We start from the raw sequence: 23,125 nt of genomic DNA, 5'->3' as shown, positions 1-23,125 counted from the left end.
TGTAGCGACCCGGAATTACCGTCGATAATCGGTCAGGCACTCGAACCGGTCAGGCGGTTGACGCGCTCGGTGTCGCAGGTGCGCGGACAGGTCGCGCAGGTGTCCTCGGGGCGCAGCGTGTAGAACAGGCAGCAGCTCGCCCGGTCCCGGGTGGGGAACCGCTCGCCGTCCGGTCCGGTCAGCTCCCGGAAGCCCGCCCCCTGCGCGTAAGGGGTGACGGAGCCCGGCAGCAGCAGCTCCGCCTCGGCCCGGGCGCGCGGCTCCTCGCCCAGCAGGTGGCCGACGTACCACAGGCCCTCGGTGATCTCGTCCGTCGCCATCCCCCACAGCGCCCGCGGCCCGCGGCGCATGCGCGGCCGGAAGGCGTCGAGCACGGGGGCGAGGTGCTCGGCGGTCGCCTCCCGGACGGCCGCGCGCAGCGCCTCGGCGTCCGGCACCACCCGGGCGCCGGGCAGGCGGGCCGCCGGGTCGCCGGGCAGGCAGGAGAACTCCTCGATCCGGACCGCCATCCGCCCCTCGGCGCGGTCGAAGGCGACCGCGTCCACCGGGACGCGGGGGACCCGGCGGTGCAGGAACCAGGGGACGGTGACCAGCAGACAGGCGGGCCAGGCGTAGCGGTGCAGACCGAAGCTGGCGATCACGTCGGGGCGGCCCGGCCGCCCGTAGTCGCGCCGCACCTGCTCGTCGTCCCAGGCGAGGAAGGAGTCCAGGGCGGTACCGCCGCCGGCCAGTTCCGCGGCCCGCACCCAGTGGCCGCCGCGCGGCAGCTCGCCGCCGACGCCGGTCTCCACGACCCGCAGACTGGGGAGGACCTCCGCCAGCCGGGTGTAGGACGCGGCGAAGGGTGACGCGGCGGACGCCGTGGGCGCCGGGGCGAGGGTGCACATGGCCATGCGGGTACCACCGGATCGACGGTTTTAACAGGTAAGGCTTACCTTACCCCAGTCACGCGCCGGGGACTCCAGTCCTCCCGCCGCCGGAGTGACGCACATCACTCCGGCGGCGGGCCCGGCGGTACCGGCGGGATCAGCCGCCGAGTTGGTCGGTGAGCCAGGTCGGCACCCCGCCCAGCAGCCGGAACAGCCGTCGCGCCTCGGCCCGCAGCCGGTCCGCGTCCGGTTCCGGCTGGACCTCCGCCAGGGCCGCCAGGGCCGGGGCCATGCCCACCAGGTAGCCCAGCTCCTCGCGGATCCGCAGCGACTCGGCGAAGCCGTGCCGCGCCTCGGCGTGTTCTCCGGCGCGCAGGGCGAGCCCGGCCAGGTGGCGCCAGGTGAAGGAGCACAGCAGGGCGTCGCCCTGCGCGGTCGCCCCGGCGTGCGCCCGGCGGTACGCGGCCCGGGCCGACTGCGGGCTGTCGCCGAAGTGCTCGGTCGTCAGCCCGCGCCGGAAGTCCAGCAGTGCCCGCTGCGGCGACGCGGGCGGGAGCAGGGCGGCGGCCCGTCCGAGCGCGGCACGGGCCTCGTCGGCCCGGTCGCGTACGCCCAGCACCGTGGCGGCGTAGGCCAGGTGCCCGCGTTCGCAGGCGGCCGCGCCGCGCTCCTCGTCAGTGCCCGCCATGGCCTCGGCCGCGCGCAGCGCGTCCTCGGCCTCGGCCCAGCCGCCGGCGGTGAACATGCAGTGCTCCACCAGCAGTGCCGCCCGCCGCAGCGCGGCCGGTACGTCTCCCCGGGCGATGTGCGGCTCCAGCAGTGCCGCCGCGTCCTCCCAGCATCCGCGCGATCTCAGCCGCCACACCGCGTGATCCAGCGGATCGCCGCCCGTATCACCGCCCGCACCCGTCGTCCGTGCCGAACGTGAGATGGCGGTCTCCGTCACAGTGCCCTCCCCAAGCGCGCCGTCGAGCCGGATGTGAGCGCATCTCAGCACGAAGTCGAGGGTCCAGCCAAGAGGAAAGTGTGAAAGATTTCACAATCTTGAGCGGTTCTTGGCACGGATGGCGGAACGCTTCCCACCTGCGCTCCCGCCGGCCGGGGGTCGGCGCCGGGCCGCCGCGGCGGCCCGGCGGGCCCGTGCGGCGCCGGGCTCCCGTGCCGCCCACCGCCCGTCAGCGGCCGGCCGGGTCGCGGTGCGCGCCGTCGCCGGGGGTGAGCAGCGCCAGCCGGCCGCCCTCGTCCAGTGGGCCGGGCAGCGTCAGCCGGGCCCGCTCGGTGCCGCTCGCCGCGTCGAACAGGTGGACCTCGCCGTGCCCGCCCCGGGAGACGGCCACCCACGGCGCGCCCGGGGAGGCGGCGACGGCCCGGCGCTGCGCCCCGTCGTCCCAGGGGGTCCGCCCGCGCCGGGGCGCGCCCGCCATGGGCGGCAGCGGCACCCGGGCGGTGATCCGCGGGACCCCGCCGCCGGTGGCCAGCAGCACCAGCTCGTCGCCGTCCGGGTGGCAGCGCGCGTACGCCACGTGGTCCGCGGCCACCGCCATGCGGAACACCAGTCCCTCGCCCAGCCCGATCCGGCCGGTGCGGCCGGTGTCCAGGTGGTGCCACCAGGCGTCGTTGGTCCAGGCGGGCCAGTCGGCGGGACCGGCCGGGCCGCCGCGCAGACAGGACCACAGCAGCCGGTGCCGTACGTCGATCCGCAGGAAGTAGCCGCGCCCGCCCGTGCGGCCGTCCGCCGCCCAGGGCAGCGGCGGCGCGGCCGTCAGTCCCTCGCCCGACCGGTGCGCCCGGTGCACCCCGGAGCCGGTGGCGGCGAACAGGTACCCGGTGACCGGGTCGTGCGCGTCGCCGTGTCCGTCGCCGGGCAGCGGCAGGCGGGCGTGCGGCGTCACGACCGGGCAGCCCGGCGCGGCGGCCAGCAGGCCGGCGAGGCGGTGGACGTCCAGGGCGCCGGGCTCGCGGTGCCGCAGGACGGCCAGCGGGCCGTCCGTCCGGCCGCCGTCCAGGACCGTGATCCCGGGCTCGCCCGTCCGGGTCCGCGTCCGGACGGCGTACGGGCCGCCCGGTGCGGCCAGGTCCACCACGGTCAGCAGATCGCTCCACGGCTCGGCGGCGGCGCCCAGCCCCGTGGTGACCACCAGGAACCGCCCGTCCGGGTCGGCGGCCAGCTGCTCGGCGGGCACGGCCACCGGTGCCGCGGCGGCGAGGAGCACCCCGCCGCGCGCCGCCTCGAAGGGGGCGAGCACCAGCAGCTCGCCCGCCCGGTCGTCCACGCACGCCACCCGGTCGCCGGGCAGGGCCAGGAAGCCCGTGTGCTCGGAGATGTGGCGGCCCGTCAGCCGGGCCAGCGGCCGGCCCCCGGGGAGGTCCAGCAGATCGACGGTGCCGGCGACGTGGTCGGCGGCCAGTAGCACAGCGGCTGCGGTCATGGGCGGAGAACCTCCGAAACGGGTGACGCGTCAACTGGTTCTGATAACGATTATCATGTGCCACTCTGGTGCCGGGTGTTCCGGGGACCCGCGCCGCGGCCGTATCCCCTGCTCACCCCCGGGAGTTGACAAGGACTGGGAGCCACCGATGACGCGTCCACCGCACCGCACCCCCCGCCCCGTACGGGCCGCCGCCGTACCGGTCCTGCTGGGCGCTGTACTCGCCGGGCTGGCCGGGCTCACCGGCTGCGGCACCACCGGCGGAACGGCCTCCGACGACGGGAACGCCGGGGAGACCGGCGCCGGGCCGCGCACCGAGGTCACGGTCGAACCGATCGAGCCCGCCCGCCGGGTCACCGGCCCCGACGGCACCGCCGTCACCACCGACGCCGAACCCCGGCGCGTCGTCTGCCTGGTCGCCCTGTGCGACGACATGCTGACGGAGCTGGGCATCATCCCCGTGGCCACCAACTCCGCCCTGCTCGCCCACCCGGACTTCCTCGGCCCCGAGAAGGCCGGGAAGGTCCCGGTGATCCCCGGCGGCTTCCTCGCCCCCGAGGTCGAGGCGGTCCTCTCCCACAAGCCGGACCTGGTGATCGGCCTGGGCGACACCCACGGCAAGCTCGCCCCCGCCCTGAAGGGCGCCACCGTCTTCTGGCCCGTACAGCCGGAGAAGTGGGAGGACAGCGTCGGCTACCTGCGCGCCCTGGCCGCCCTCACCGGCCGCACCGAGCGGGGCGAGGCCGCCGAGAAGCGCTTCCGCGCCAAGCTGGCGGCGGCCGAGGAGAAGCCCAGCGGGAAGACCGCGCTGATCGTCTACGGCAGCGACGAGAACTTCGGCGTCGCCACCCCCGGCACCGACGTGGCCGCCGGGCTCTTCCCGAAGATCTCCCGCTACCCCTGGAAGTCCCGCGGTGTGGAGGGCAGCTACAGCCTGGAGGAGATCCTCGCCCGCGAGGTGGACGTGCTCTTCGTGGAGACGCTCTCCTTCGGCGACAGCGACGGGAAGCTCTCCGAGAAGCTGGCCGGCAACCCCCTGTGGTCGAGGATCCCGGCCGTCGCGAACGGCCGGGTGCACGAGGTGAACTCCGAGGTGTGGGCCAAGGGCCGCGGCACCCGCTCGCTCGGCGTCGTCCTCGACGAGGCCACGGCCGCGCTGCGGTGAGGGCCGCACGGCAGTGGACGGCCGTCGCCCTGCTGGTGGCGGCGGCCGCCGGATGCGCCCTGTGCCTGGGCACCCCCGCCGTACCGCCGTGGGAGCTGCCCGCCGCGCTGAGCGGCGACGGGGAGGGGTTCGCGGCGGTGGTCGTCACCGAGCTGCGGCTGCCCCGGCTGGTGCTGGGGCTGGTCGCCGGGGCCTCGCTGGGCGCGGCCGGACTGGTGCTCCAGGAGGCGCTGCGCAACCCGCTGGCCGTTCCCGAGATGCTCGGCGTCTCCTCCGGGGCGGCCCTGGGCGTGGCCGCGCCGCTCGTCCTCGCCCTGTCCGTGCCGGCGCTGCTCCAGCCGGTGCTCGCGCTCGTCGGCGCGGCGCTGGGCGGCGCGCTGACGCTGCTGGCGGCCGGGTTCGGGCGCAGCCCGTCGGCCGTGCTGCTCACCGGGGCCGCCGTCGCCGCCGCCCTGCAGGCCGGGCTGCTGGTGCTGATGGTGCTCGCCGACCAGCTCGACCTCCAACTGCTCTACCGCTATCTGCTGGGCAGCCTCTCGGCCCGCACCTGGGACGACGTCGAAGGGCTGTGGCCCTGGCTGCTGGTCTCCGTGCCCGCGCTGGTGCTGTGCGCGCCGGTGCTCGCCGTCCTGCGGCTGGGCGACGACGACGCCCGCGCCCTGGGCGTGCGGGTGCGGCGGGCCCGGCTGGGCGCGCTGGCCGTCGCAGTGGTGCTGATCGCCCCGGTGGTGGCGGTGTGCGGGCCGGTCGCCTGGGTCGGCTTCCTCGCCCCGCACCTGGCCCGGCGGCTGCGGCCGGACGCCGGCGCGGTGCGGTGGCTGCCGCTCGCCGCCGTCTGGGGCGCGGCGGTCGTCGTCTGCGCCGATCTGCCCGCCCGGCTGGCGCTGGCCCCGGTCGAGACCCCGGTGGGCGCCTGGACGGCGCTGCTGGGCGTACCGGCGGGCGTGGCGCTGCTGCGCACCGGGCGCGGCGGGCGTACGGACCGGCCGGCGCCCGTTCCGGCCGACCGCCCGGCGGGGCCGCCGGCGGGCGTCCCGGCGCCCGGGCGGGAGCGTCCGGCGGGGACGGAGGCGGTCCGGTGAGCGCGCCGGGTGTGTCCGGGACCGGTGTCGGTGCCGGAGCCGGGAAGAGCGCCGGGAAGGCCGTGCGCCCGGGGCGGCGGCTGCTCCTGCTGCTGGCCCTCGTCACCGTCCTGGCCTGTGCCGACGCCCTGGCCGGACGCTCCCCGACGCCCGGCCGGGTGGGGGAGGTGCTGCTGGGCGGCGGCGATCCCACCGCGCGCCACGTGGTGCTCCAGCTGCGGCTGCCCCGGCTGCTGGTGGCGCTGGCCGCCGGGGCCTGCCTGGGGGTGGCCGGACTCGTCCTGCAGTCGGCGCTGCGCAACCCGCTGGCCGGACCGGAGGTCACCGGCGTCACCCCGGGCGCCGTTCTGGGGGCGGTGACCGCGACCGGGCTCGGCCTGGCGGGCTGGGAGTCCCCCGCGGCGGTGGTGGCCGCCGCGTGCGCGGGCGGTTTCGCCGGGGCGGGGCTGCTGTGGCTGCTGGCCGGCCGGGACCGGGGCGACCCGGCCGCGACGGCCGTGCACGGGGTGCTGGTCTCGGCCGTGCTGTCCGGACTCACCGCGATGGTCCTGCTGGTCGCGCCGGGGGAGCTGGGCAGTGTCGTGCAGTGGCTGGTCGGCACCACCGAGGGCCGGGTCTGGCAGCACTGGCACCTGCTGTGGCCCTGGGCCCTGCTCTGGCTGACGGCCGCCTGGCTGCTGACCGGGCCGCTGACGCTGCTGCGCTGCGGTGACGAGCAGGCCGCGGCGGCCGGGCTGGCCGCCGGCCGGGCCCGGGTGGCGGCGCTGGTGTGCGCTGTGGCGCTGACCGCCGGTGCCGTCGCGTCCGTCGGGGCGCTCGGCTTCGTCGGCCTGCTGGTGCCGCATCTGGCCCTGGCCGTCGCCGGCGCGGACCTGCGGGTGGCGCTGCCGTGCGCCGCGCTGACCGGCGCGGCGGTCGTCTGCGGCGCCGACGCCGCGGCCCAGCTGCTGTCCCGGCTGCTCGCCGCCGCGCTGGCGGCCGACCGGCTCACCCTGCCCGTCGGGGCGCTGACCACCTGTCTGGGCGCGGTCCTGCTGCTGCTCGTGGTGCGCCGCGCGCCCGGCCACACGTACTGAGCCACACGTAGCGAGCCACACGTACCGAGAAGGGCGGCACGACCGAAGTGAGCGAAGTGACCGATCCCGTGATCCGCGGCCCGGAGCCGTCCGCCGCCGCGTCCGGCCCGGACGGCGGGACGAGCGGTGGCGCGGACATCGCCGTCGAGGGCGTCGGCTTCGGCTACCCCGGGCGGCCGGTGCTGCGCGGTGTGGACCTGCGGATCGCCGCGGGCGAGCTGGTGGCCCTGGTCGGCCTCAACGGCTGCGGCAAGTCCACCCTGCTGCGGCTGGCCGCCGGACTGCTGCGGCCGACCGCCGGGCGGGTGCTGCTCGGCGGGGACGACCCGGCCCGGCTCTCCCGGCGGGCCACGGCCCGCCGGGTGGCGCTGCTGCACCAGTCCGCGCCCGCCGTGCCGGGGATGACGGTGCGCCAGCTGGTGCGGCAGGGGCGGTACGCCGTCCGCGGCCCGCTCGGCATGCTCCGCGAGGGCGACGACGCCGTCTGCCGCCGCGCGATGGCCGACGTCGGGGTGGCGGACTGGGCCGACCGGCCGGTGGACTCCCTCTCGGGCGGCGAGCGGCAGCGGGTGCGGCTGGCGATGGCGCTCGCCCAGGACACCCGGATCCTGCTGCTGGACGAACCCACCACCTACCTCGACCTGCGGCACCAGCTGGAGGTGCTGCGGACGGTGGTACGGCTGCGCGCCGAGCGCGGTCTGACGGTGGTGATGGTGCTGCACGACCTCGGCCACGCCGCCCGGTTCGCCGAGCGGCTGGTGGCCCTGCGCGGCGGCCGGGTGGCCGCCGACGGGCCGCCCGCCGAGGTCGTCACCCCCGAACTGCTCGCCGGGGTGCTGGGGGTGGCGGGCCGGGTGGGGCGGGATCCCGAGGGCGGCTGGCCGGTGTGCTATCCGGATCGTCCGATCCCTCTTGAAGACGGTAACCATTTTCATTAGTGTGTGGGTGCGGCATCCGAACGGATGTCGTACCGACTGACGATCACTCAGGAGGCTTGCCCCATGGAGAACCTGGAGCAGGAGAAGGTCTTCACCCCGATCGCCGACCCGGGCCAGCTCGCCCACGCCTCGGCCACCCACTCCAACGCGCTCGTCGAGAACCCCTTCGACGACGAGGAGTGACACGGGGCGAAGCCCCAGGGCCCGCCCGGTCGTCTCTTCCCGCCCGGGCGGGCCCGCCCCGTCCCGCGTCCGCCCACCGCACCGCGGTCCGTCCGCCCACCGGCGGCCGGGAGGCCCCGGAGAACCGGACGGTACTCCCGGTGAGCCGCCGAAGGCGGGGATCCGACAGCCACCCGAGGCCCTCCCGGGCCGCCCGACACCCCACGGAGGACCCGTGACCGGCATCCGCCTCGCACCCGGTGTCACCGTCGTCGCCGTCCCCGGCCGGGGCGCGGCCGTCCGTACCGCCGACGGGGAGTTCCTGCGGGTGGCCACCGGGGACGTGCCGGTGGCGGACCTGCTGGACCGGCTCTCCGGCGACGGCGCGGACGCCCCGGACACCGCGGACGGGGAACCGGAGCCCGCGCTCGCCCGGCTGCTCGGCGCGTTCGCCGCCGCCGGATACACCCGCACCGGCGACGCCCCCGGGCCCCCGCGCGACCGGTGGCCCGCCCGGCTGCGCACGGTGTGGCTGCTGGGGGACGCGGTCCTCACCGAGCCGCTGGGCGACTGCCTGCGGCGCGCCGGAGCGGCACCCCGCCCCGCCGCGCCCGGGGAGGTCGCCGCACTCGTACGGGAAGCGGCGCCCGGCGGGGACGGCCGGCCCGCCGCGGTGGTGTGGTGCCTGGACGGGCCGGTGCCCGCCGGGCTGTGGGACGACGCCGACCGGCTGCCCGCCCTCGGTGTCGCCTGGCTGCGCTGCCACCGGGAGGGCCGGCAGCTCTGGCTCGAACCGCCGGCCGTGGCACCGGGCGACGTCACCGCCGCCCAGGTCCGGCTGCGGCGGCTGGCCGCCACCCCCGCCCACCGGGAACTGGCCGCCTACTGGGCGGGCGAGCGGGTCACGGGGGACGACCGCTTCACCACCCCCGCCTCGGCCGCGCTGGCCGCCGCCCTGCTCACCGCCGACCTCGCCGACTGGGCAACCGGTGCCCGGGGCACCGGGGAGGCGGCGGCCCCCGCGGCCCCCGGCGCCCTGCCCGCCCGGCGGCGGCTGCGCCGGGTGGACCTGCGCGGCCTGACCGTCACCGAGCACCCCGTCCTGCCGGTGCCCGACGTGGCGCCGCTGCCCGCCCCGCGGGGCGCGGCGTGAACCCCGCGATACCCGGTGCGTGTGTCCGTGCGCCGCACACCGGCGCGCGGCTCCCCGTCCGCATCGCCCTGGTCCCCGCGCCCGACGGCACACCGCTGGCCACCGACCTGTGCCTGCCGGACGGCCCGGGCCCGCACCCCGCCGTACTGGTCCGCACCCCCTACGACCGCCGGCGCCACCACGCGGAGCTGCGCGGCTGGGCGCGGCGCGGCTTCGCGGCCGTCGCCCAGGACGTCCGCGGCCGGTACGGCTCGGCGGGGCGGTGGCGGCCCTACGGACCGGAGGCGGACGACGGGGCGGCGACCGTCCGCTGGATACGCGAGCGGCCCTGGTCCGACGGCACCCTCGTCGCCTGCGGCGCCTCCTACGCCGCCCACTGCGCCCTGGTCACCGCGCTGGCCGCCGACCCCGCCGGACGGGCCGACGCGGTGCTCGCCGCGGTGCCCGCCCTCGGGCTCGCCGAGACCGCCCGCGAACCCTCCGGCTGCGAGCGGCTGCTGGCCCGGGCCGGCTGGTGGGCCGCCCACGGCGACCGCCGCGACGGCGACGAGGAGGCCCTCGCCCGGGTGCTGGCCCGCGACCCCGGCCTGCTCGAACACCTCCCCCTGACCGACCTGCCCCGGCGGCTCGGCCGCGAGTTGCCCACCTGGCCCGAGCTGTGGCGGGCCCGCCCCGCCCCCCTGCCCGCCGCGGCGGGGGCGGTGCCGCTGCTGGCCGTCGGCGGCAGCCACGACCCCTTCGCCGCCGACCTGCTGCGGCTGTGGCGCCACTGGGGCGGGCCGGCCCGGCTGCTGCTCGGCCCCTGGGGACACGGGCTGACCGCCGACCCCGGTCCCGACGCCACGGACGCGCACCGGACACCCCTCGGCGAGCTGTACGCCGCATGGGCCCGGGCCGCCCTCGCCGGGCGGCTCGCCCCCGGCCGGGCCGGGGCCGTGGCGCTGGGCGGCAGCGGGCGGTGGCTGCCGGCCGCCGCGCTCGCCCGGCCCGGCACCCCGTACCGCTTCACCGCGGACCGGGCCGGCACCGGCACCGACGGCACGGACGGCACCGGCGGGGAACTGCGGCTGCTGCGCGGCCGGGAGTTCACCGCCGACCCGCTGCGGCCGGTGCGCTCCGACGACCTGGCCGTGCCCGCAACCGGCGTCCCCGACCGCTGCCTGCTGCTGACCGCGCCCCTGCCCCGTTCCCTGGACCTGCTGGGCGAGGCCGAGGTGCGGCTGTCCGCCGCCGCCGACACGGCCGACGCGGACTGGGCCGCCCGGCTCGTCGCCCTCGCCCCGGACGGGCGGGCCGCGCCCCTGGCGGCGGGCATCGAGCGCTGCCGCGCCGCTCCCGGACGCACCACCGCGATCCGCGTCCCGCTGGGCGTGCTGGCCCGCCGGCTGCCCGCCGGGACCCGGCTGCGGCTGGAGATCGCCGGACACCACTTCCCCGCCCACGCCCGCAACCCGCACACCGGCGAGGACCCCGTCACCGCCACCGCCCCGCGCCCCTCCCGCCGCACGGTGCTCACCGGCAGCGCCCTGCTGCTGCCGGTGAGCACCTCCCATCCGTCCGCCGACCCCCTCCGGGAGACCCGCCGATGACCGTCCCACCGGCCGGCGCACTGCCGGTCGACGCCCTCGTCGACCCCGTGTGCGGAATCGTCCGCGCCGTCGGCCCCGTCGAGCACCCCGACGGCGCCCCGCCCCGCTACACCGCCATGACCGCCGACGTCGGCGACGCCCGGCGGCTGGGCGCCTGGCCCGCCGACCGGGTCGCGCTGGGCACCACCTTCGGCGACCCCGACGGCGCCCGGATCGCAGCCGTGGCCGAGGCCGTCGAGCGCTACTGCGGCAACCGCGTGCCGCCGCCCGGCCACCCCGCCGCGCCCCTGCCCGCCACCGCGCGGGAACTGGCGGAGAAGGGGCTGCGCCGGTACGGGCCGCAGGACGTACCGGTCCACGCCGACTGGCAGTACGAGCGCCCCCGCTTCCCGTACCGCCGCCTCACCGCGGACACCCCCGCGCTGTGGACGCGCGGCACGGAGCACACGGCGGACGGCGGCACCCGGGAGTGCTGGGCGCCGGTGGCGCTCACCCACCTCAACTGGCGCCAGGGCGAACTGCGTTCGCTGCCCCGCACCCACCACCTCAACTACGCCGGGATCGCCACCGGGCAGGGCCTGGCCGACGCCGTCGAACGCGCGCTGCTGGAGGTCGTCGAACGCGACGCGCTGGAGCTGTGGTGGCATCTGGACGGGCCGACGCGCGGCATCGACCCCGACAGCGTCCCGGGGCTCGCCGACGATCTGGCCGGAGCCGGGCTGCGGGTGTGGATCGCCGAGATGCCCTCGGAGTTCGCCCCCTGCATGGCCGCGCTCGTCCACGACGCGCGGCGCGGCATCCACGCCGCCGGTTTCGCCTGCCGCTTCGACCCGGCCGAGGCCGCCCGCAAGGCCGTCCTGGAGGCGGTGCACACCTGGGTCTTCACCCTCGGCCTCACCGAGGCGGACGGCTGGGTGTTCCGGGCGGTCGAGGCCGGGCTGCTGGCCCGCGGCCTGTATCTGGACCACCGCGCCGACCGCCGCTACCTGGACGACTGCGGGCCGGACTTCGCGGCCGTGCGGGACCTGGGGGCGCACGTCCAGGTGTGGCTGGACGACCGCGCGGCCCCGCTGGCGAGACGTTTCACCGATCCGGCGCACGGCACGGCCGGGATCGGCGAGGTGGCGCCCGGCAGCCGCGCGGAACTGGACGCCCGGCTGCGCGCGGGCGGCCACCGCACCGTCACCTTCGACCTGACCACCGAGGACGTGGCCGAGACCCCGCTGCGGGTGGCCCGGGTGCTGGTCTCCGGGCTGGTGCCCAACGCGCCGGCCGCCTTCGCCTACTACGGCTGCCCCCGCTTCGCCGAGGCCGCGCTCGCCCGCGGCTGGCGGACCACCGCCCCGAGCGCGCCGGACGACTTCACCCTCGCCCCGCCGCCGCACATGTGAGACACGACCGGGAACACGGGACATGACGACCTCCAGGACAGCCCCCGGGACAGCCCCCGGGACAGCCCCCGGGACAGCCCCCGGGACGGCCCCCGGGCCGGCCGCCGCGACGACGGCCGGGACGACAGCGGGGACGGGCCGCGGCCCGGATCCGGCCCGGACGGTGGTGGCCGCCGCCCTGGCCCGGGCCCGCTCGGCCGCCGAACCCGGCCCGGACCGCGACCCCGGACCCCTCGTCCCCGCCCGGCCGGGCCCGGGACTGCCCGTCCCCGCGGCCGGCCCCGGCGAACTGCCCCTGGAACCGCTGCTGCGGTTGTCCCTGGCCGCCGACGGCGCCACCGGCCGGGGCGGCCGGGGCAGGCTGCGGCCCCACGCCTCGGCGGGCGGCCGCCACCCGGTGAGCGCCCACCTGCTGGTCGGCCCCGGCTGCCCGCTGCCGCCGGGCCGCTACGCCTACGACCCGCTCGCCCACCGCGTCCACGCCCGCGGCCCGGCGCCCGGCGGCGTCCCGGCGGGCGCGGTCGCCGTCCTGACCGTCACCCCCCGGCGGACCGCCGCCCACTACGGGCACCGCGCCTGGCCCCTGCTGCTGCTCGACACCGGGCACGCCGCGGCGGCGCTGGTGCTGGCGGCCCGCGCCCACGGCGGGACGTCCGGGCACCCGGCCGTCCGCCCGGCCGTCTGCAGGGACGCCGCCGGGTCGCTGCTGGCCGCCGCGGCCGGACTGGACCGCCCGGTGGGGGAGACGGACGAACACCCCCTGGCCGCCGTACGGCTGATGCCCCCGGACCCGTGGCCCGGGCCGTGGCCGCTGGCCCGCTGGGCGGACGGCACCGACGGCACCGACGGCACCGACGGCGCCCCAAGGCCCCTGACGGGCACCGCCGGCGACGGTGACGGCACGGACGCCGACGACACCGGCGCCGTGCTGCGGGCCCTGACCGCCGCCCCGCGCCCCGGCGGCGGCCGGGAGAGCTGGTGGACGCCGCCCCCGGCACTCCCCGCCCCCACCGGGCACGACCTGCTCGCCCGCCGCAGCGCGCCCCCGCCCCTGTCCGGCGCGCCGGAGTGCGCCCACCTGTCCGCCGTCCTCGCCGCTGCCGCCGCCGCGGGCCCCGGCCTGCGGTGGTACGCGGCCACCGGCGGCCCGGGCGGTGAACCCGGGCCGGGGCTGCTGGCCCCCGACCCGGCCGCCCCCGGCGGCCTGCGCCGGGTGGCCGCGGGGGAGGCCCGCCCCACCCTCGCCGCCTGGGCCGCCGGGCAGGGCTGGGCCGCGGACGCCGGAGCCGTCCTGCTCGCCTGCGGCTGCCCCTCCGGCGCCCCGCCGCACCGGGTGCGCGCCGACCATCTGACCGCCGGACACGCCGTGGGCACCGCGCAGGCCGTCGCCACCCGCCTGGGACTGCGGTCCCGCCCGCTGGGCTCCTGGCAGGGCGCCGACCTCGGCGCGGCGCTGGGGGAACCGCCGGGCCGCGACTGGGTGGTCCACGGTCTGGCCCTGGCGGCACCCGGCACGCCCGGCGCGCCCGGCGGGGGTGACCGGCCGTGATGCTGCACCGGGAACTGCTCACCGCCGCCCGCACCGCCCGCGCCCCGCTGGCCGGCGCCACCGCCCTCCTCCTGGCCGTCGCCGCCACCCATCTGGTCCAGGCGCTGCTGCTCGCCCTCGCCCTGTCCGCGATCGCCCGCGGCGCGGCCGGCGAGGTGCCCGCGCTGCTGGCCGCCGTGCTGGGCACCGTCGCGGTCCGGGCCCTGCTGGGCTGGTGGCAGCGGCGGATGGCGGCGGGCGCCGGGGCGCTGGTGCGGGTGCGGCTGCGCGACGCGCTGCTGGCGCACCTGGGGCGGCTGGGCCCGGCCTGGTCGGCGGGTTCCCGGGCGGGCGCGGTCCGGGCCGCGGTGGTGGACGGCGTGGAGGGCGTGGACGCCTACGTCTCGCGCTATCTGCCGCAGCTGGCCACCACCTGCCTGCTGCCGCTGCCGCTGCTGGCGGCGGTCTGGGCCGTCGAGCCGTACGCCCCGCTCGTCCTGGCCCCCGCCCTGGCCCTGGCGCTGTTCGCCCCCCGCTGGTGGGACCGGCTGCTGGCCCGGCGCGGCGGCGAGCACTGGGACACCTACGAGGCGCTGGGCGCCGACTACCTGGAGGCCCTCCAGGGCATGCCCGCGCTGCGCGCGGCCGGTGCCGTCGGCCGCACCCGCGAGCGGCTGGAGGAGCGGTCGGCCGCCCTGCACCGGGCCACGGTCGCCAAGATGCGGGTCTCCCTGGCGGACACCGCCCTGACCGATCTGGCCGTCCAGGGCGGCACGGTCGCCGCGGCCCTGCTGGCCTGCGCCTCGGCCGCCTCCGGACGGGCCACCACCACCGGGACGTACCTGCTGCTCCTGCTGGCCTCGGAGTGCTTCCGGCCGGTCCGCGACCTGGCCCGGGAGTGGCACGCGGGCTACCTCGGCGTCTCGGCGGCCGACGGCATCGCCGCCCTGCGCCGCGCCGAGCCCGCGGTGCCGGACGGCGGGGTACGCACGCCCGCGTGGGCCGGCCGTCCGCAGGACCGCCCGCACGGTGCCCGGCAGGCGCCGCCCGGGATCCGCTTCGAGGACGTGCACCTGACCTATCCCGGCGCGGCCCGGCCCGCCCTGCACGGGGTGACCTTCACCGCCGAGGCCGGCCGCACCACCGCGATCGTCGGCCCCTCCGGCGCGGGCAAGACCACCCTGCTGGCGCTGCTGCTGCGGCACCGCGACCCGGACCGGGGCCGGATCACCCTGGACGGCGTCCCCACCACCGAGCACTCCCTGGAGGCGCTGCGCCGCGGCATCGCGGTGGTCTCCCAGGAGACGTACCTGTTCCCGGCGAGCATCGCCGAGAACCTGCGGCTGGCCCGCCCGGACGCGGACGAGGAGGAGCTGGAGCGGGCCGCGCGGGCCGCGGGCGTCCACGACGAGATCACCGCGCTGCCCGACGGGTACGCCACCGTCCTCGGCGAGCGCGGCGCCACCCTCTCCGGCGGCCAGCGGCAGCGCCTGGCACTGGCCCGCGCCCTGCTGGCCGACGCGCTCGTCCTCGTCCTGGACGAGGCGACCAGCGCCGTCGACGAGCGGCGCGAGGCGGCCATCACGGCCGAACTGCTGCACGCCGCCCGCGGCCGCACCCGGCTGGTGGTCGCCCACCGGCTGCGGACGGTGCGGGACGCGGACCGCATCGTCGTCCTCGACGGCGGCCGGGTCGAGTCGGCCGGCGACCACCGCGGGCTGCTGGACCGGGGCGGGGTGTACGCGGAGCTGGTCGCGGCCGGGGAGACGGACCGGGGGCGCGCGGCATGACCCGCGCCCCGGCAGCCGTCACCGGCGCCTCGCGCGCCGCCGCCGTGTCCGCCGTCCGGGAGACCGCGGCCCGCCGGGCGCGGTACCGGTCCAGCGGGCCGAAGGCCGACGGTTCCCGGAGGCCGTCGAGGCCGTCGACGGCCTCCGCCGGCCGCCGCGCCGCCGCGGGTACGGTGACCGCCGCCGTCCACGGCTCCGCGGCGGCGCACACCGCCGCCCCGGCGGGCCGTGAGCCCGCCGGGCCCGGGGGAAGCCCCACGACACGTGGAGAGAGGGCCCACCAGTGACCACGACCGCACCGTCCGCACCGTCCGTGCCGCCCGGCGCGCTGCGCGCCCTGCTGCCCGCGCTGGCCGGGCACCGGGCCATGATGGCCCGCACCTGCGCCGCCGCCCTGACCGAGCAGGCGTCCCTGGTCGCCCTGGTGGCGCTGGCCGCGCACACCACCGGCGCCGCCGTGCTGCGGGGCGCCGCCCCCTCGTCCGGCACCGTCGCGGCGCTGGCCGCCCTGGTGCTGGTGCGGGCGGTGACCACCTGGCGCGAGATGGACCTCTCCCACGACCTGGCCTACCGCGTGCTGGCCGCGCTGCGGATACGGGTCTTCGACGGCCTGGCCCGCAGCGCGCCCGCCCGGATCGCCGGGCGGCGCAGCGGCGACCTGGCGGCCACGGCCATGGCGGACGTGGAGGCGCTGGAGTTCCTCTACGCCCACACCACCGCCACCCTGCTGGCCTCCGGCACGGTGTTCACCGCCGGGGCGGCGGTGTGCGCCGCCGCGGAGCCGTGGACGGCGGCGGTCACCGTACCCGCGGCGGTGCTGCTGACGGCCCTGCCCCTGCTGGACGCCCGGATCCGGGCCGAGCGCGGGGCCCGCACCCGGGAGCGGGCGGCACGGCTGTCCGCGGAGGCCGTGGAGACCGTCGACGGGCTCCGGGAACTGCTGGCCTTCGGCGCGCTGGACCGGTACCGCGCCCGGCTGGCCGACCGGGGCCGGGAACTGGGCGCCGCCCAGCGGGCCGAGGTCTCCTGGGAGGCGGGCACGGCGGCGGTGCGCGAGGCGCTGGTGACGGCGGCCGTGGCGGGGACGGTCGCGGTGGCGGCCTGGTCCGTCGCCGCCGGACGGCTGCCGGGGGAGTGGGCCCCGGCGGCGGTGGCCCTGGCGCTGGGCATCCTCGGCCCGGTCGCCGAGTCCTCCGCCGCGCTGGGCCGGGCGGCCGGTCTGCGGGCGGCGGCGGCCCGGGTGGGCGCGGCGGCCGGGGCCCCGGCGCTCGCCCCGCCGCCGCGCGAGCCCCGCCCCGTACCGGACGGCCCGCTGGGCGTGCGGCTGCGCGGGGTGCGCTTCGACTACGGCGGCGCCCCCGTCCTGGACGGCCTCGACCTGACCGTCCCCGCCGGGCGGACGGTCGCCCTGGTGGGCGCCTCGGGCGCGGGCAAGTCCACCTGCGCCCAGCTGCTGGCCCGCTTCTGGGACCCGGGCCGCGGCGCGGTCGAACTGCTGCCGCGCACCGGGCCGCCGCTGGACCTGCGCGAGGTCTCCGACGCCGAACTGCGCCGCACCGTCGCCGTCGTCGGCCAGGACGCGCCGCTGTTCCACGGCACGCTCGCCGACAACCTCCGGCTGGGCGCGCCCGGGGCCGGGGACGAGGAGCTGTACGCGACCGCCCGCGCCTGCGGTGTCGACCGGATCGCCGCCGCGCTGCCCGACGGGTACGCCACCGTCCTGGGCGAACGCGGCACCGGCCTCTCCGGCGGCCAGCGCGCCCGGGTGGCGCTGGCCCGCGCCCTGCTGGCCCGGCCCCGGGTGCTGGTCCTGGACGAGACCACCGCCCAGCTCGACACCGCCGCCGACGCCGAACTGGCCGCCGCCCTGGCCGAGGGTGCCGCGCACCGCGCCACCCTGGTGATCGCCCACCGCGCCGCCACGGTCCGCCGCGCCGACCGGATCGCCGTCCTGGCGGCGGGCCGGATCGCGGCGGAGGGCACCTGGCAGGAGCTCACCGCCTCCGGCGCGCTCGCCCGCGTGCTGCCCGAGGCGCGGGACTGATCCGGGCCCTTCCGGCTGCCGGCCCGGACTCCCGGCTCCCGGGCCGGCAGCGGGCCGGAGACGCGCCGGTCCCGCCCGGAGCACGGACCGACCGCTCGCGAGGACCGGGCGGGGGTGCGCCCTGCCGCCGGGGGCGGCGCCCGGCCGGACGCCGCCGGGCGTTCCGGCTGCCCGCGTCCTTCCCGTACCCACCGCGTCCGGCGCGGCCGGCCCGCCGTCCGGCGGCGCGTCGGGCGGCGGGGATCCGGGCCCGCGGTCGGGGACGGGGCCCGCGCCCGGGAGCGCGGGTCAGCCCGGCGGCCCCTCGTCCCACCAGCGGTCGTCCGGCCCGCGGCGGTTGGCGACGACCGCCGCGACGGGCGGGACGGCCGCGGCGACCACGCACATCGCGATCGCCAGCGGCACCGACCACAGCCGTACGAAGGCCCAGGCGCCGACGAACAGCAGCAGGCACAGGGTCATCAGCGCGAGGTAGCGGCGGCGCCGGCGTGCGTACACGTCCTCAGCGTAGGACCGGCCGGGCCGGGGGCGGGTGCCGGCCGCGCGATCCTTGTTGCGTATGATTCGCAGGTGCATGACTACCGCATCAGTACGGCGACCGAGGCGGACCTCGACGGGGCGCGGGCCGTGCTGCTCGACACCGTGTACCGGGACTTCGGCACCGGGTACGTGCCGCGCTGGCACGCCGACATCATCGATCCCGGCGCCTTCTACCTTGCCCCGCCCCGGCACACCCTGCTGGTCGCGGCCGACGGGGCGGACGGGACGGTCGTCGCCACGGCCGCCCTGGACGCCCGCGGTCCCGCCCACCCGCCGAACCCGCGGTGGCTGGCCGAGCGGTATCCGTCGGGGGAGACCGCCCAGCTGCGGCGGGTGTGCGTGCGCCCGGAGCACCGGCGGCGCGGACTGGCCCGGCGGCTGGTGGGCGAGCTGCTGGAGTTCGCCCGGGCGGACGGCGGCTACCGCGCGGTCTACCTGCACACCCATCCGCACTCGCCCGGGGCGATGGACCTGTGGCGGTCCCTGGGCAAGATCGTCTGCGACGAGCGGGACGGCCGGCGTGAGGGGGCGTCCGGCGGCGGGAGCGGGACCGTGCACTTCGAGATCCCTCTGGGCTGAATGAAAATCATTTTCATGTAGTCTGTGTCCGACATCCGCTCCCGGAAGGCGAGAACGAGGACCATGAGACCCATCCGCCGTCGGTCGGCCACCGCCCTGCTGATCGCCCCGCTGCTCTCCGGCTGCTTCGCCTCCGGCGGCGACCCGGGCTCCTCGGACTCCTCCGGCTCCGGGGGCGGCAAGCGGCTGCGGGTGGCGCTCGCCTTCCCGCCGACGCAGAACTTCTCCCCCCACGGCCAGGACGCCCTGCTCCTGTCCCGGCTGGGCGTCGCCGAGGGACTGACCCGGCTGGACGCCAACGGCGCCGCGGCGCCCGCGCTCGCCGAGTCCTGGAGCAGTGAGAAGGGCGGCCGCGACTGGCTGTTCACCCTGCGGGACGCGCGGTTCCACGACGGCGCCGAGGTCACCCCGGAGGCCGTCGCCGACGCCCTCACCCGCGCGGCCCGGGCCACCCCGCCCCCCGCCGCCCTGACCGGCGTGGAGCTGACCGCCGAGGCCGTGGACGGCGACCGGGTGCGGGTGAGCACCGGTGAGGCCGACCCGGTCCTGCCGCTGCGGCTGTCCAACCCCTCCCTGTCGGTGTTCTCCCCGAAGGCGTACGGGAGGAAGGGCGCCGTGGACCCGGCGGGCACCGCCACCGGCCCCTTCGAGCTCACCGAGGTCACCGGTGACACGGCGGTCCGCCTGGACCGCTTCGACGACCACTGGGGCGGCCGGGCCCAGGCCCCCGGCATCGACGCGAGGTTCATAGCCGACGGCACCGCCCGGGCCAACGCCCTGCGCACCGGTGAGGTGGACATCGCCGAGTCCCTGCCCGTCGCCCAGCTCGCCTCCCTCGACGCGGACACCGTCCGAGCCGCCGCCACCGCCCGCAACACCGGACTGCACCTCAACACCTCCTCCGGCCCCTTCGCCGACCCGGGGCTGCGGGCCGCCGCCCGGGAGGCGATCGACACCTCCGCCCTCGCGAAGGGCGTGTACGAGGGCCGCGCCGAGCCCGGCCGCGGCGTCTACGGCCCCGCGCTGACCTGGGCGGCCGGAAAGCGGAAGGAACCGAAGGGCCGGGCGGAGCCCGCCGACCCCGGCGGCACGGACATCACCCTGGCCACCTACGACAACCGCCCCGAACTGCCCGAGACCGCCCAGGTGCTGCAGCAGCAGCTCGAGAAGGCCGGCTTCGAGGTGGAGCTGGAGGTGCGCGACTACTCCCGGCTGGAGAGCGACGCGCTGGCCGGGAAGTTCGACGCGGTCGTGCTCTCCCGCAACACGATGCTCGACACCGGCGACCCCGTCGCCGTCCTCGCCGCCGACTTCACCTGCGAGGGCGGCTACAACCTCTCGCGGCTGTGCGACGAGAAGGTCGACGCGGCCGTCGCCCGGGCCCAGACCACCGCCGACCCCGACCGGCGCCGGGACGCGGCCATGGCGGCGGAGGCCGCCGTCCTCGGCACCGACGCGGTGGTGCCGCTGGCGCACCTGGAGACCGTCACGGGCGTCGGAACGCCGGTGCGGGGCGTACTGCTCGACCCGTACGAGCGCACCCTCGTCGGTACGGGGACCCGGCGCTGAACCGCGCGCCCGACGCTCCGTGGAAGGCGCCGTGAAGGACTCCCCGAAGGGCACCGCGGCCGGTCCCGCCGCCCTGCTGTGGCGCGCCGCGCTCGCCGCCGCCCCGGTGTGCGGCATCGGCCTGCTGCCGTGGCTGTCGCGCACCGACCCGGCGCTGACCGTCCTCAAGGCCCGGTCGGCCGAACGCGACCCGGCGCCGGAGGTGCTGGCCGCGGTCCGGGCCGAACTCGGCCTCGACGACGGGCCGCTGCGGCTGCTCGGCCGCTGGCTCGGCGGGCTGCTCCGCGGCGACGCGGGACGCTCCTGGGTCTCCGGCACCGAGGTGCTGCCCGCCGTCCTCCAGGCCCTCGGCGTCTCGCTGCTGCTGATGGCCGGGGCGCTGGCGGTGGCCGGATGCACGGCGGGCGCGGTGTGCGCCCGAACGCTGTGGCTCGGCTCGCGGCGGCGGCTCGCCGGACGCGGCGCCGGCGGCAGCGCGGCGGCGGCGCTCGCCGCGCTGCCCGAGTTCCTCCTCGCCGCCGTGCTGGCCGCCGTGGTCGGCGTACGGCTTGGCTGGCTGCCCGCACTGGGCTGGTACGGGCCGAAGTGGACGGTGCTGCCCGCCCTCGCGCTCGGCCTGCCCGCCGGAGCGGTCCTGGGGCGGCTGCTCGGCGACCAGTTGCCCGGCGCCTTCGCCGAGCCCTGGGCGAGGGCCGCCGCCGCCCGGGGCCTGCCGCCGCGCCGCGCCGCCCGGTACGCGCTGCGCCGCTGCCTGCCCGGAACGCTGCCCAACCTGGGCCTGTTCGTGGTCGGCCTGACCGGCGGCGCCGTCGCCGTCGAGCAGGTCTTCGACATCCCCGGCCTGGGCCGGCTGACCCTGCGTGCCGCCCTCGCCCAGGACCTGCCCGTCCTCCAGACCGGCACCCTCGCCCTCGTCCTGCTCGCGGCCCTCGCCGGAGCACTGGCCCGCCTCGCCGCCCGCCGGCTGCTGGGCCCCGCGCTGCGCGACGGCGCGCTGACCTCCCCGCACCGGCCCGAACCGCCCCCCGCCCGGGCACTGCCGCTGCTGTACGGCGCGCTGCCGGCCGGCGTCGTCTGCCTCGGCCTGCCGCGCGATCCGCTCGCCGTGGACACCGCCGCCCGGCTCCACCCGCCGTCCGCCGCGCACCCGCTGGGCACCGACGCGCTCGGCCGCGACCTGCTGGCCCGGATCGCGCACGGCGCGCTGGACACCCTCGCGCTCGCCCTCGCGGTGAGCGCGGCGGCCCTGGTGGCCGGGGTGCTGCTGGGGCTGCTGCCGAGGCTGTCCGCGCCGCTGGTCGACACCGTCAACGCCGTACCGCCCGTCCTGGCCGGACTGCTGGTGGCCGGGGCCGTGGGCGGCGGTCCGTGGACGCCGGCGCTCGCGGTGGCCGCCGTCGCCTGGTCCCCGCTGGCCGCCCACACCTCCGCCCTGCTGCGGCAGGAGCGCGCCACCACCCACCTGGCCGCCGCCCGCGCCCTGGGCGCCGGGCGGCGGCACCTGCTGCGCCGCCACCTGCTGCCCGCCGTCCTGCCGCCCGTCGTCCGGCACGCCCTGCTGCGGGTGCCCGGAATCGCCCTGGCCCTGGCCGCCCTGGGCTTCCTCGGCCTGGGCGCACAGCCGCCGTCACCCGAGTGGGGCCTGCTGCTGGCGGAGAACCTGCCCTACGCGGAACGCGCCCCCTGGGCGGTACTGGCGCCCGCCGCCGTGCTCGCCCTGCTGGGCGCGCTGGCGGTGACCGCGGCGGACGGGGTGCGCCTGCCGCGTCCGCCGCGGCGGGCCCGGCGCGCCGGACACCCTCCGGCCCGGCCCCCGTTCCCGTCCGTACCACCGCAGGCCGGGCCGCCCGCCGCGCCCCGGGAGCCCGTGCCCGCCACCGCCCGCGAGGACGCCCCGTGACCGGCCGGACTCCCCGGCCCGCCCCGCCCCGGCCCCGCCTCCGGGCACGGCGCCCCCGGCGCGAACGGATCTGGCCGACCCTCCCCCCGCTGCTGCGGCTGCTGATCCTCACCCAGCTGGCCTTCAACGTCGGCTTCTTCGCGGTGCTGCCGTTCCTCGCCGAGCACCTCGGCGGCGCGCTCGGTATGGCGGGCTGGCTGGTCGGGCTCGTCCTGGGACTGCGGACCTTCAGCCAGCAGGGCCTGTTCGTGGTCGGCGGCGTGCTCACCGACCGCCACGGGGTGCGCCCGGTGGTGCTGACCGGCTGCGCGCTGCGGATCGCCGGGTTCGGCTGGCTGGGGTACGCGGAGCGGACCTGGTCCGTGCTCGGAGCGGTGCTGCTGATCGGCTTCGCCGCCGCGCTGTTCTCCCCGGCCGTGGAGTCCGAGACGGCCCGGCAGGCGGTGCACTGGGAGCGGGCGGGCCACGGCCCCCGCACCCGCGTCCTGGCCCTGTTCACCGTGGCGGGGCAGGCGGGCGCGTTCACCGGACCGCTGCTGGGCGCCCTGCTGCTCGCCGCGGACTTCCGCACCGCCTGCCTGGCCGGTGCCGGGGTCTTCGTCCTCGTCCTGGCCGGACACCTGCGGCTGCTGCCGCGGCACATCCCCGGCCGCACCCGGGCGCCGGTGCGGGGCGGCGCGGGCGCGGTGCTGCGCAACCGCCGCTTCCTGGCGCTGTGCGGGGCGTACGGTGCCTATCTGCTCTCCTACAACCAGCTCTATCTGGCGCTCCCGGCGGAGGTGGCGCGCGCGACGGGTTCCCAGGCGCCGCTGGCCTGGCTGTTCGCGCTCTCCTCGCTGCTGGTCGTCCTCGCGCAGCTCCCGGTCACCCGCTGGGCGGGGGAGCGGCTGGACCTGCGCCGCTCGCTGGCCGCCGGACTGCTGCTCGTCGCCGCCGGATTCGCGGCGGTGGCCGCCGCCCGCCCGGCCGGGTGGACGGGTGCCGGGGGGCTGGTGCCCGCGGCCGGGTTCGTCGTGCTGCTCACCCTCGGCCAGATGCTGGTCGTACCGGCCGCCCGCGCCTGGGTGCCCGACCTCGCCGAGGACGGCCGCCTCGGCCTCTACACCGGGGCGCTCTCCTCCCTCTCCGGTCTGCTGGTCCTCCTCGGCAGCTCGGCCACCGGCGCCCTGCTGGACGGGGGGCTGCCCCCGGCCGTCCCCTGGCTGGCCCTCGCCGCCGTCCCGCTCCTGGCCCTGTGCGCCCTGCCCCGCCGCCCGGAACGCCCCGGCGGCGGGCCGGACGCGGCGGCTGCCCGCTGAGCTGTCTTCACCCCGGCGCTACC

At 78.9% G+C, this 23,125-nt stretch carries 19 protein-coding genes; 15 read left to right on the top strand and 4 right to left on the bottom strand.

The features are described 5' to 3' along the window. Window positions 1-32: 32 nt before the first annotated feature. The 3 genes from V1L54_RS16895 to V1L54_RS16885 form a co-directional block, all read right to left on the bottom strand. Window positions 33-887: a (2Fe-2S)-binding protein gene (locus V1L54_RS16895; protein ID WP_330118958.1), complete on the bottom strand. Its 855-nt coding sequence runs from the start codon at window positions 885-887 to the stop codon at window positions 33-35. 139 nt (window positions 888-1,026) lie between these two features. After that, the gene (locus V1L54_RS16890; RefSeq protein WP_330118841.1) at window positions 1,027-1,815 is read right to left on the bottom strand and encodes a hypothetical protein; all 789 of its coding nucleotides are present in this window, start codon (window positions 1,813-1,815) and stop codon (window positions 1,027-1,029) included. A 229-nt stretch (window positions 1,816-2,044) separates the two neighbouring features. Beyond that, complete coding sequence (locus V1L54_RS16885) at window positions 2,045-3,298, bottom strand: hypothetical protein (RefSeq protein ID WP_330118840.1); 1,254 nt, start codon at window positions 3,296-3,298, stop codon at window positions 2,045-2,047. Between the two features lie 148 nt (window positions 3,299-3,446). On the opposite strand from V1L54_RS16885, the gene V1L54_RS16880 reads away from it, so the two are divergent. The 11 genes from V1L54_RS16880 (at window position 3,447) to V1L54_RS16830 (ending at window position 17,216) form a co-directional block, all read left to right on the top strand. After that, window positions 3,447-4,463: an ABC transporter substrate-binding protein gene (locus tag V1L54_RS16880; protein WP_330118839.1), complete on the top strand. Its 1,017-nt coding sequence runs from the start codon at window positions 3,447-3,449 to the stop codon at window positions 4,461-4,463. Further along, window positions 4,460-5,545 (top strand): FecCD family ABC transporter permease, encoded by a 1,086-nt coding sequence (locus tag V1L54_RS16875; RefSeq protein WP_330118838.1) that lies wholly within the window; start codon window positions 4,460-4,462, stop codon window positions 5,543-5,545. The genes V1L54_RS16880 and V1L54_RS16875 overlap by 4 nt, the downstream gene beginning before the upstream one ends. Before the next feature lie 110 nt (window positions 5,546-5,655). Continuing rightward, window positions 5,656-6,621 carry a FecCD family ABC transporter permease gene (locus V1L54_RS16870; protein WP_443076669.1) on the top strand — a complete coding sequence of 322 codons (966 nt, stop codon included), beginning with the start codon at window positions 5,656-5,658 and terminating at the stop codon, window positions 6,619-6,621. A gap of 137 nt (window positions 6,622-6,758) precedes the next feature. Next, window positions 6,759-7,559 carry an ABC transporter ATP-binding protein gene (locus V1L54_RS16865; RefSeq protein WP_330118956.1) on the top strand — a complete coding sequence of 267 codons (801 nt, stop codon included), beginning with the start codon at window positions 6,759-6,761 and terminating at the stop codon, window positions 7,557-7,559. A 72-nt stretch (window positions 7,560-7,631) separates the two neighbouring features. Then, on the top strand, window positions 7,632-7,742 hold the full coding sequence (amiA, locus tag V1L54_RS16860) for a streptamidine family RiPP (RefSeq protein WP_330118955.1): 111 nt from the start codon (window positions 7,632-7,634) through the stop codon (window positions 7,740-7,742). A gap of 214 nt (window positions 7,743-7,956) precedes the next feature. Beyond that, a complete protein-coding gene (locus V1L54_RS16855; protein WP_330118837.1) occupies window positions 7,957-8,874 on the top strand; it encodes a hypothetical protein in 918 nt (305 codons plus the stop codon). A gap of 62 nt (window positions 8,875-8,936) precedes the next feature. Beyond that, a complete protein-coding gene (locus V1L54_RS16850) occupies window positions 8,937-10,463 on the top strand; it encodes a CocE/NonD family hydrolase (RefSeq protein ID WP_330118954.1) in 1,527 nt (508 codons plus the stop codon). Further along, window positions 10,460-11,854 (top strand): YcaO-like family protein, encoded by a 1,395-nt coding sequence (locus V1L54_RS16845; RefSeq protein WP_330118836.1) that lies wholly within the window; start codon window positions 10,460-10,462, stop codon window positions 11,852-11,854. The genes V1L54_RS16850 and V1L54_RS16845 overlap by 4 nt, the downstream gene beginning before the upstream one ends. A gap of 22 nt (window positions 11,855-11,876) precedes the next feature. After that, window positions 11,877-13,403 carry a nitroreductase family protein gene (locus V1L54_RS16840; protein WP_330118835.1) on the top strand — a complete coding sequence of 509 codons (1,527 nt, stop codon included), beginning with the start codon at window positions 11,877-11,879 and terminating at the stop codon, window positions 13,401-13,403. After that, window positions 13,400-15,172 carry an ABC transporter ATP-binding protein/permease gene (locus tag V1L54_RS16835; RefSeq protein ID WP_330118834.1) on the top strand — a complete coding sequence of 591 codons (1,773 nt, stop codon included), beginning with the start codon at window positions 13,400-13,402 and terminating at the stop codon, window positions 15,170-15,172. The genes V1L54_RS16840 and V1L54_RS16835 overlap by 4 nt, the downstream gene beginning before the upstream one ends. Before the next feature lie 283 nt (window positions 15,173-15,455). After that, window positions 15,456-17,216 (top strand): ABC transporter ATP-binding protein, encoded by a 1,761-nt coding sequence (locus V1L54_RS16830; RefSeq protein ID WP_330118833.1) that lies wholly within the window; start codon window positions 15,456-15,458, stop codon window positions 17,214-17,216. 288 nt (window positions 17,217-17,504) lie between these two features. Here V1L54_RS16830 and V1L54_RS16825 read toward each other — a convergent pair whose 3' ends face one another. After that, window positions 17,505-17,714, bottom strand: coding sequence for a DUF3099 domain-containing protein (locus tag V1L54_RS16825; protein ID WP_443076662.1), 210 nt, complete (start codon window positions 17,712-17,714; stop codon window positions 17,505-17,507). Window positions 17,715-17,786: 72 nt separating this feature from the next. Between V1L54_RS16825 and V1L54_RS16820 the strand changes: the two genes are divergently transcribed. The 4 genes from V1L54_RS16820 to V1L54_RS16805 all read left to right on the top strand — a co-directional run bounded on the left by V1L54_RS16820 (window position 17,787) and on the right by V1L54_RS16805 (window position 23,102). Then, a complete protein-coding gene (locus tag V1L54_RS16820; protein WP_330118831.1) occupies window positions 17,787-18,335 on the top strand; it encodes a GNAT family N-acetyltransferase in 549 nt (182 codons plus the stop codon). 63 nt (window positions 18,336-18,398) lie between these two features. Next, window positions 18,399-19,904 carry an ABC transporter substrate-binding protein gene (locus V1L54_RS16815; protein WP_330118830.1) on the top strand — a complete coding sequence of 502 codons (1,506 nt, stop codon included), beginning with the start codon at window positions 18,399-18,401 and terminating at the stop codon, window positions 19,902-19,904. A gap of 31 nt (window positions 19,905-19,935) precedes the next feature. Continuing rightward, window positions 19,936-21,804: an ABC transporter permease subunit gene (locus tag V1L54_RS16810; RefSeq protein ID WP_330118829.1), complete on the top strand. Its 1,869-nt coding sequence runs from the start codon at window positions 19,936-19,938 to the stop codon at window positions 21,802-21,804. Then, entirely contained in the window at window positions 21,801-23,102 is a 1,302-nt protein-coding gene (locus tag V1L54_RS16805; protein WP_443076661.1) for an MDR family MFS transporter, read from the top strand. The genes V1L54_RS16810 and V1L54_RS16805 overlap by 4 nt, the downstream gene beginning before the upstream one ends. The last annotated feature ends 23 nt before the right edge of the window (window positions 23,103-23,125 follow it).

This window comes from Streptomyces rubellus (genome assembly GCF_036323805.1).
Classification (GTDB): domain Bacteria; phylum Actinomycetota; class Actinomycetes; order Streptomycetales; family Streptomycetaceae; genus Streptomyces.
This window is presented reverse-complemented; position numbering and strand designations above follow the sequence as displayed.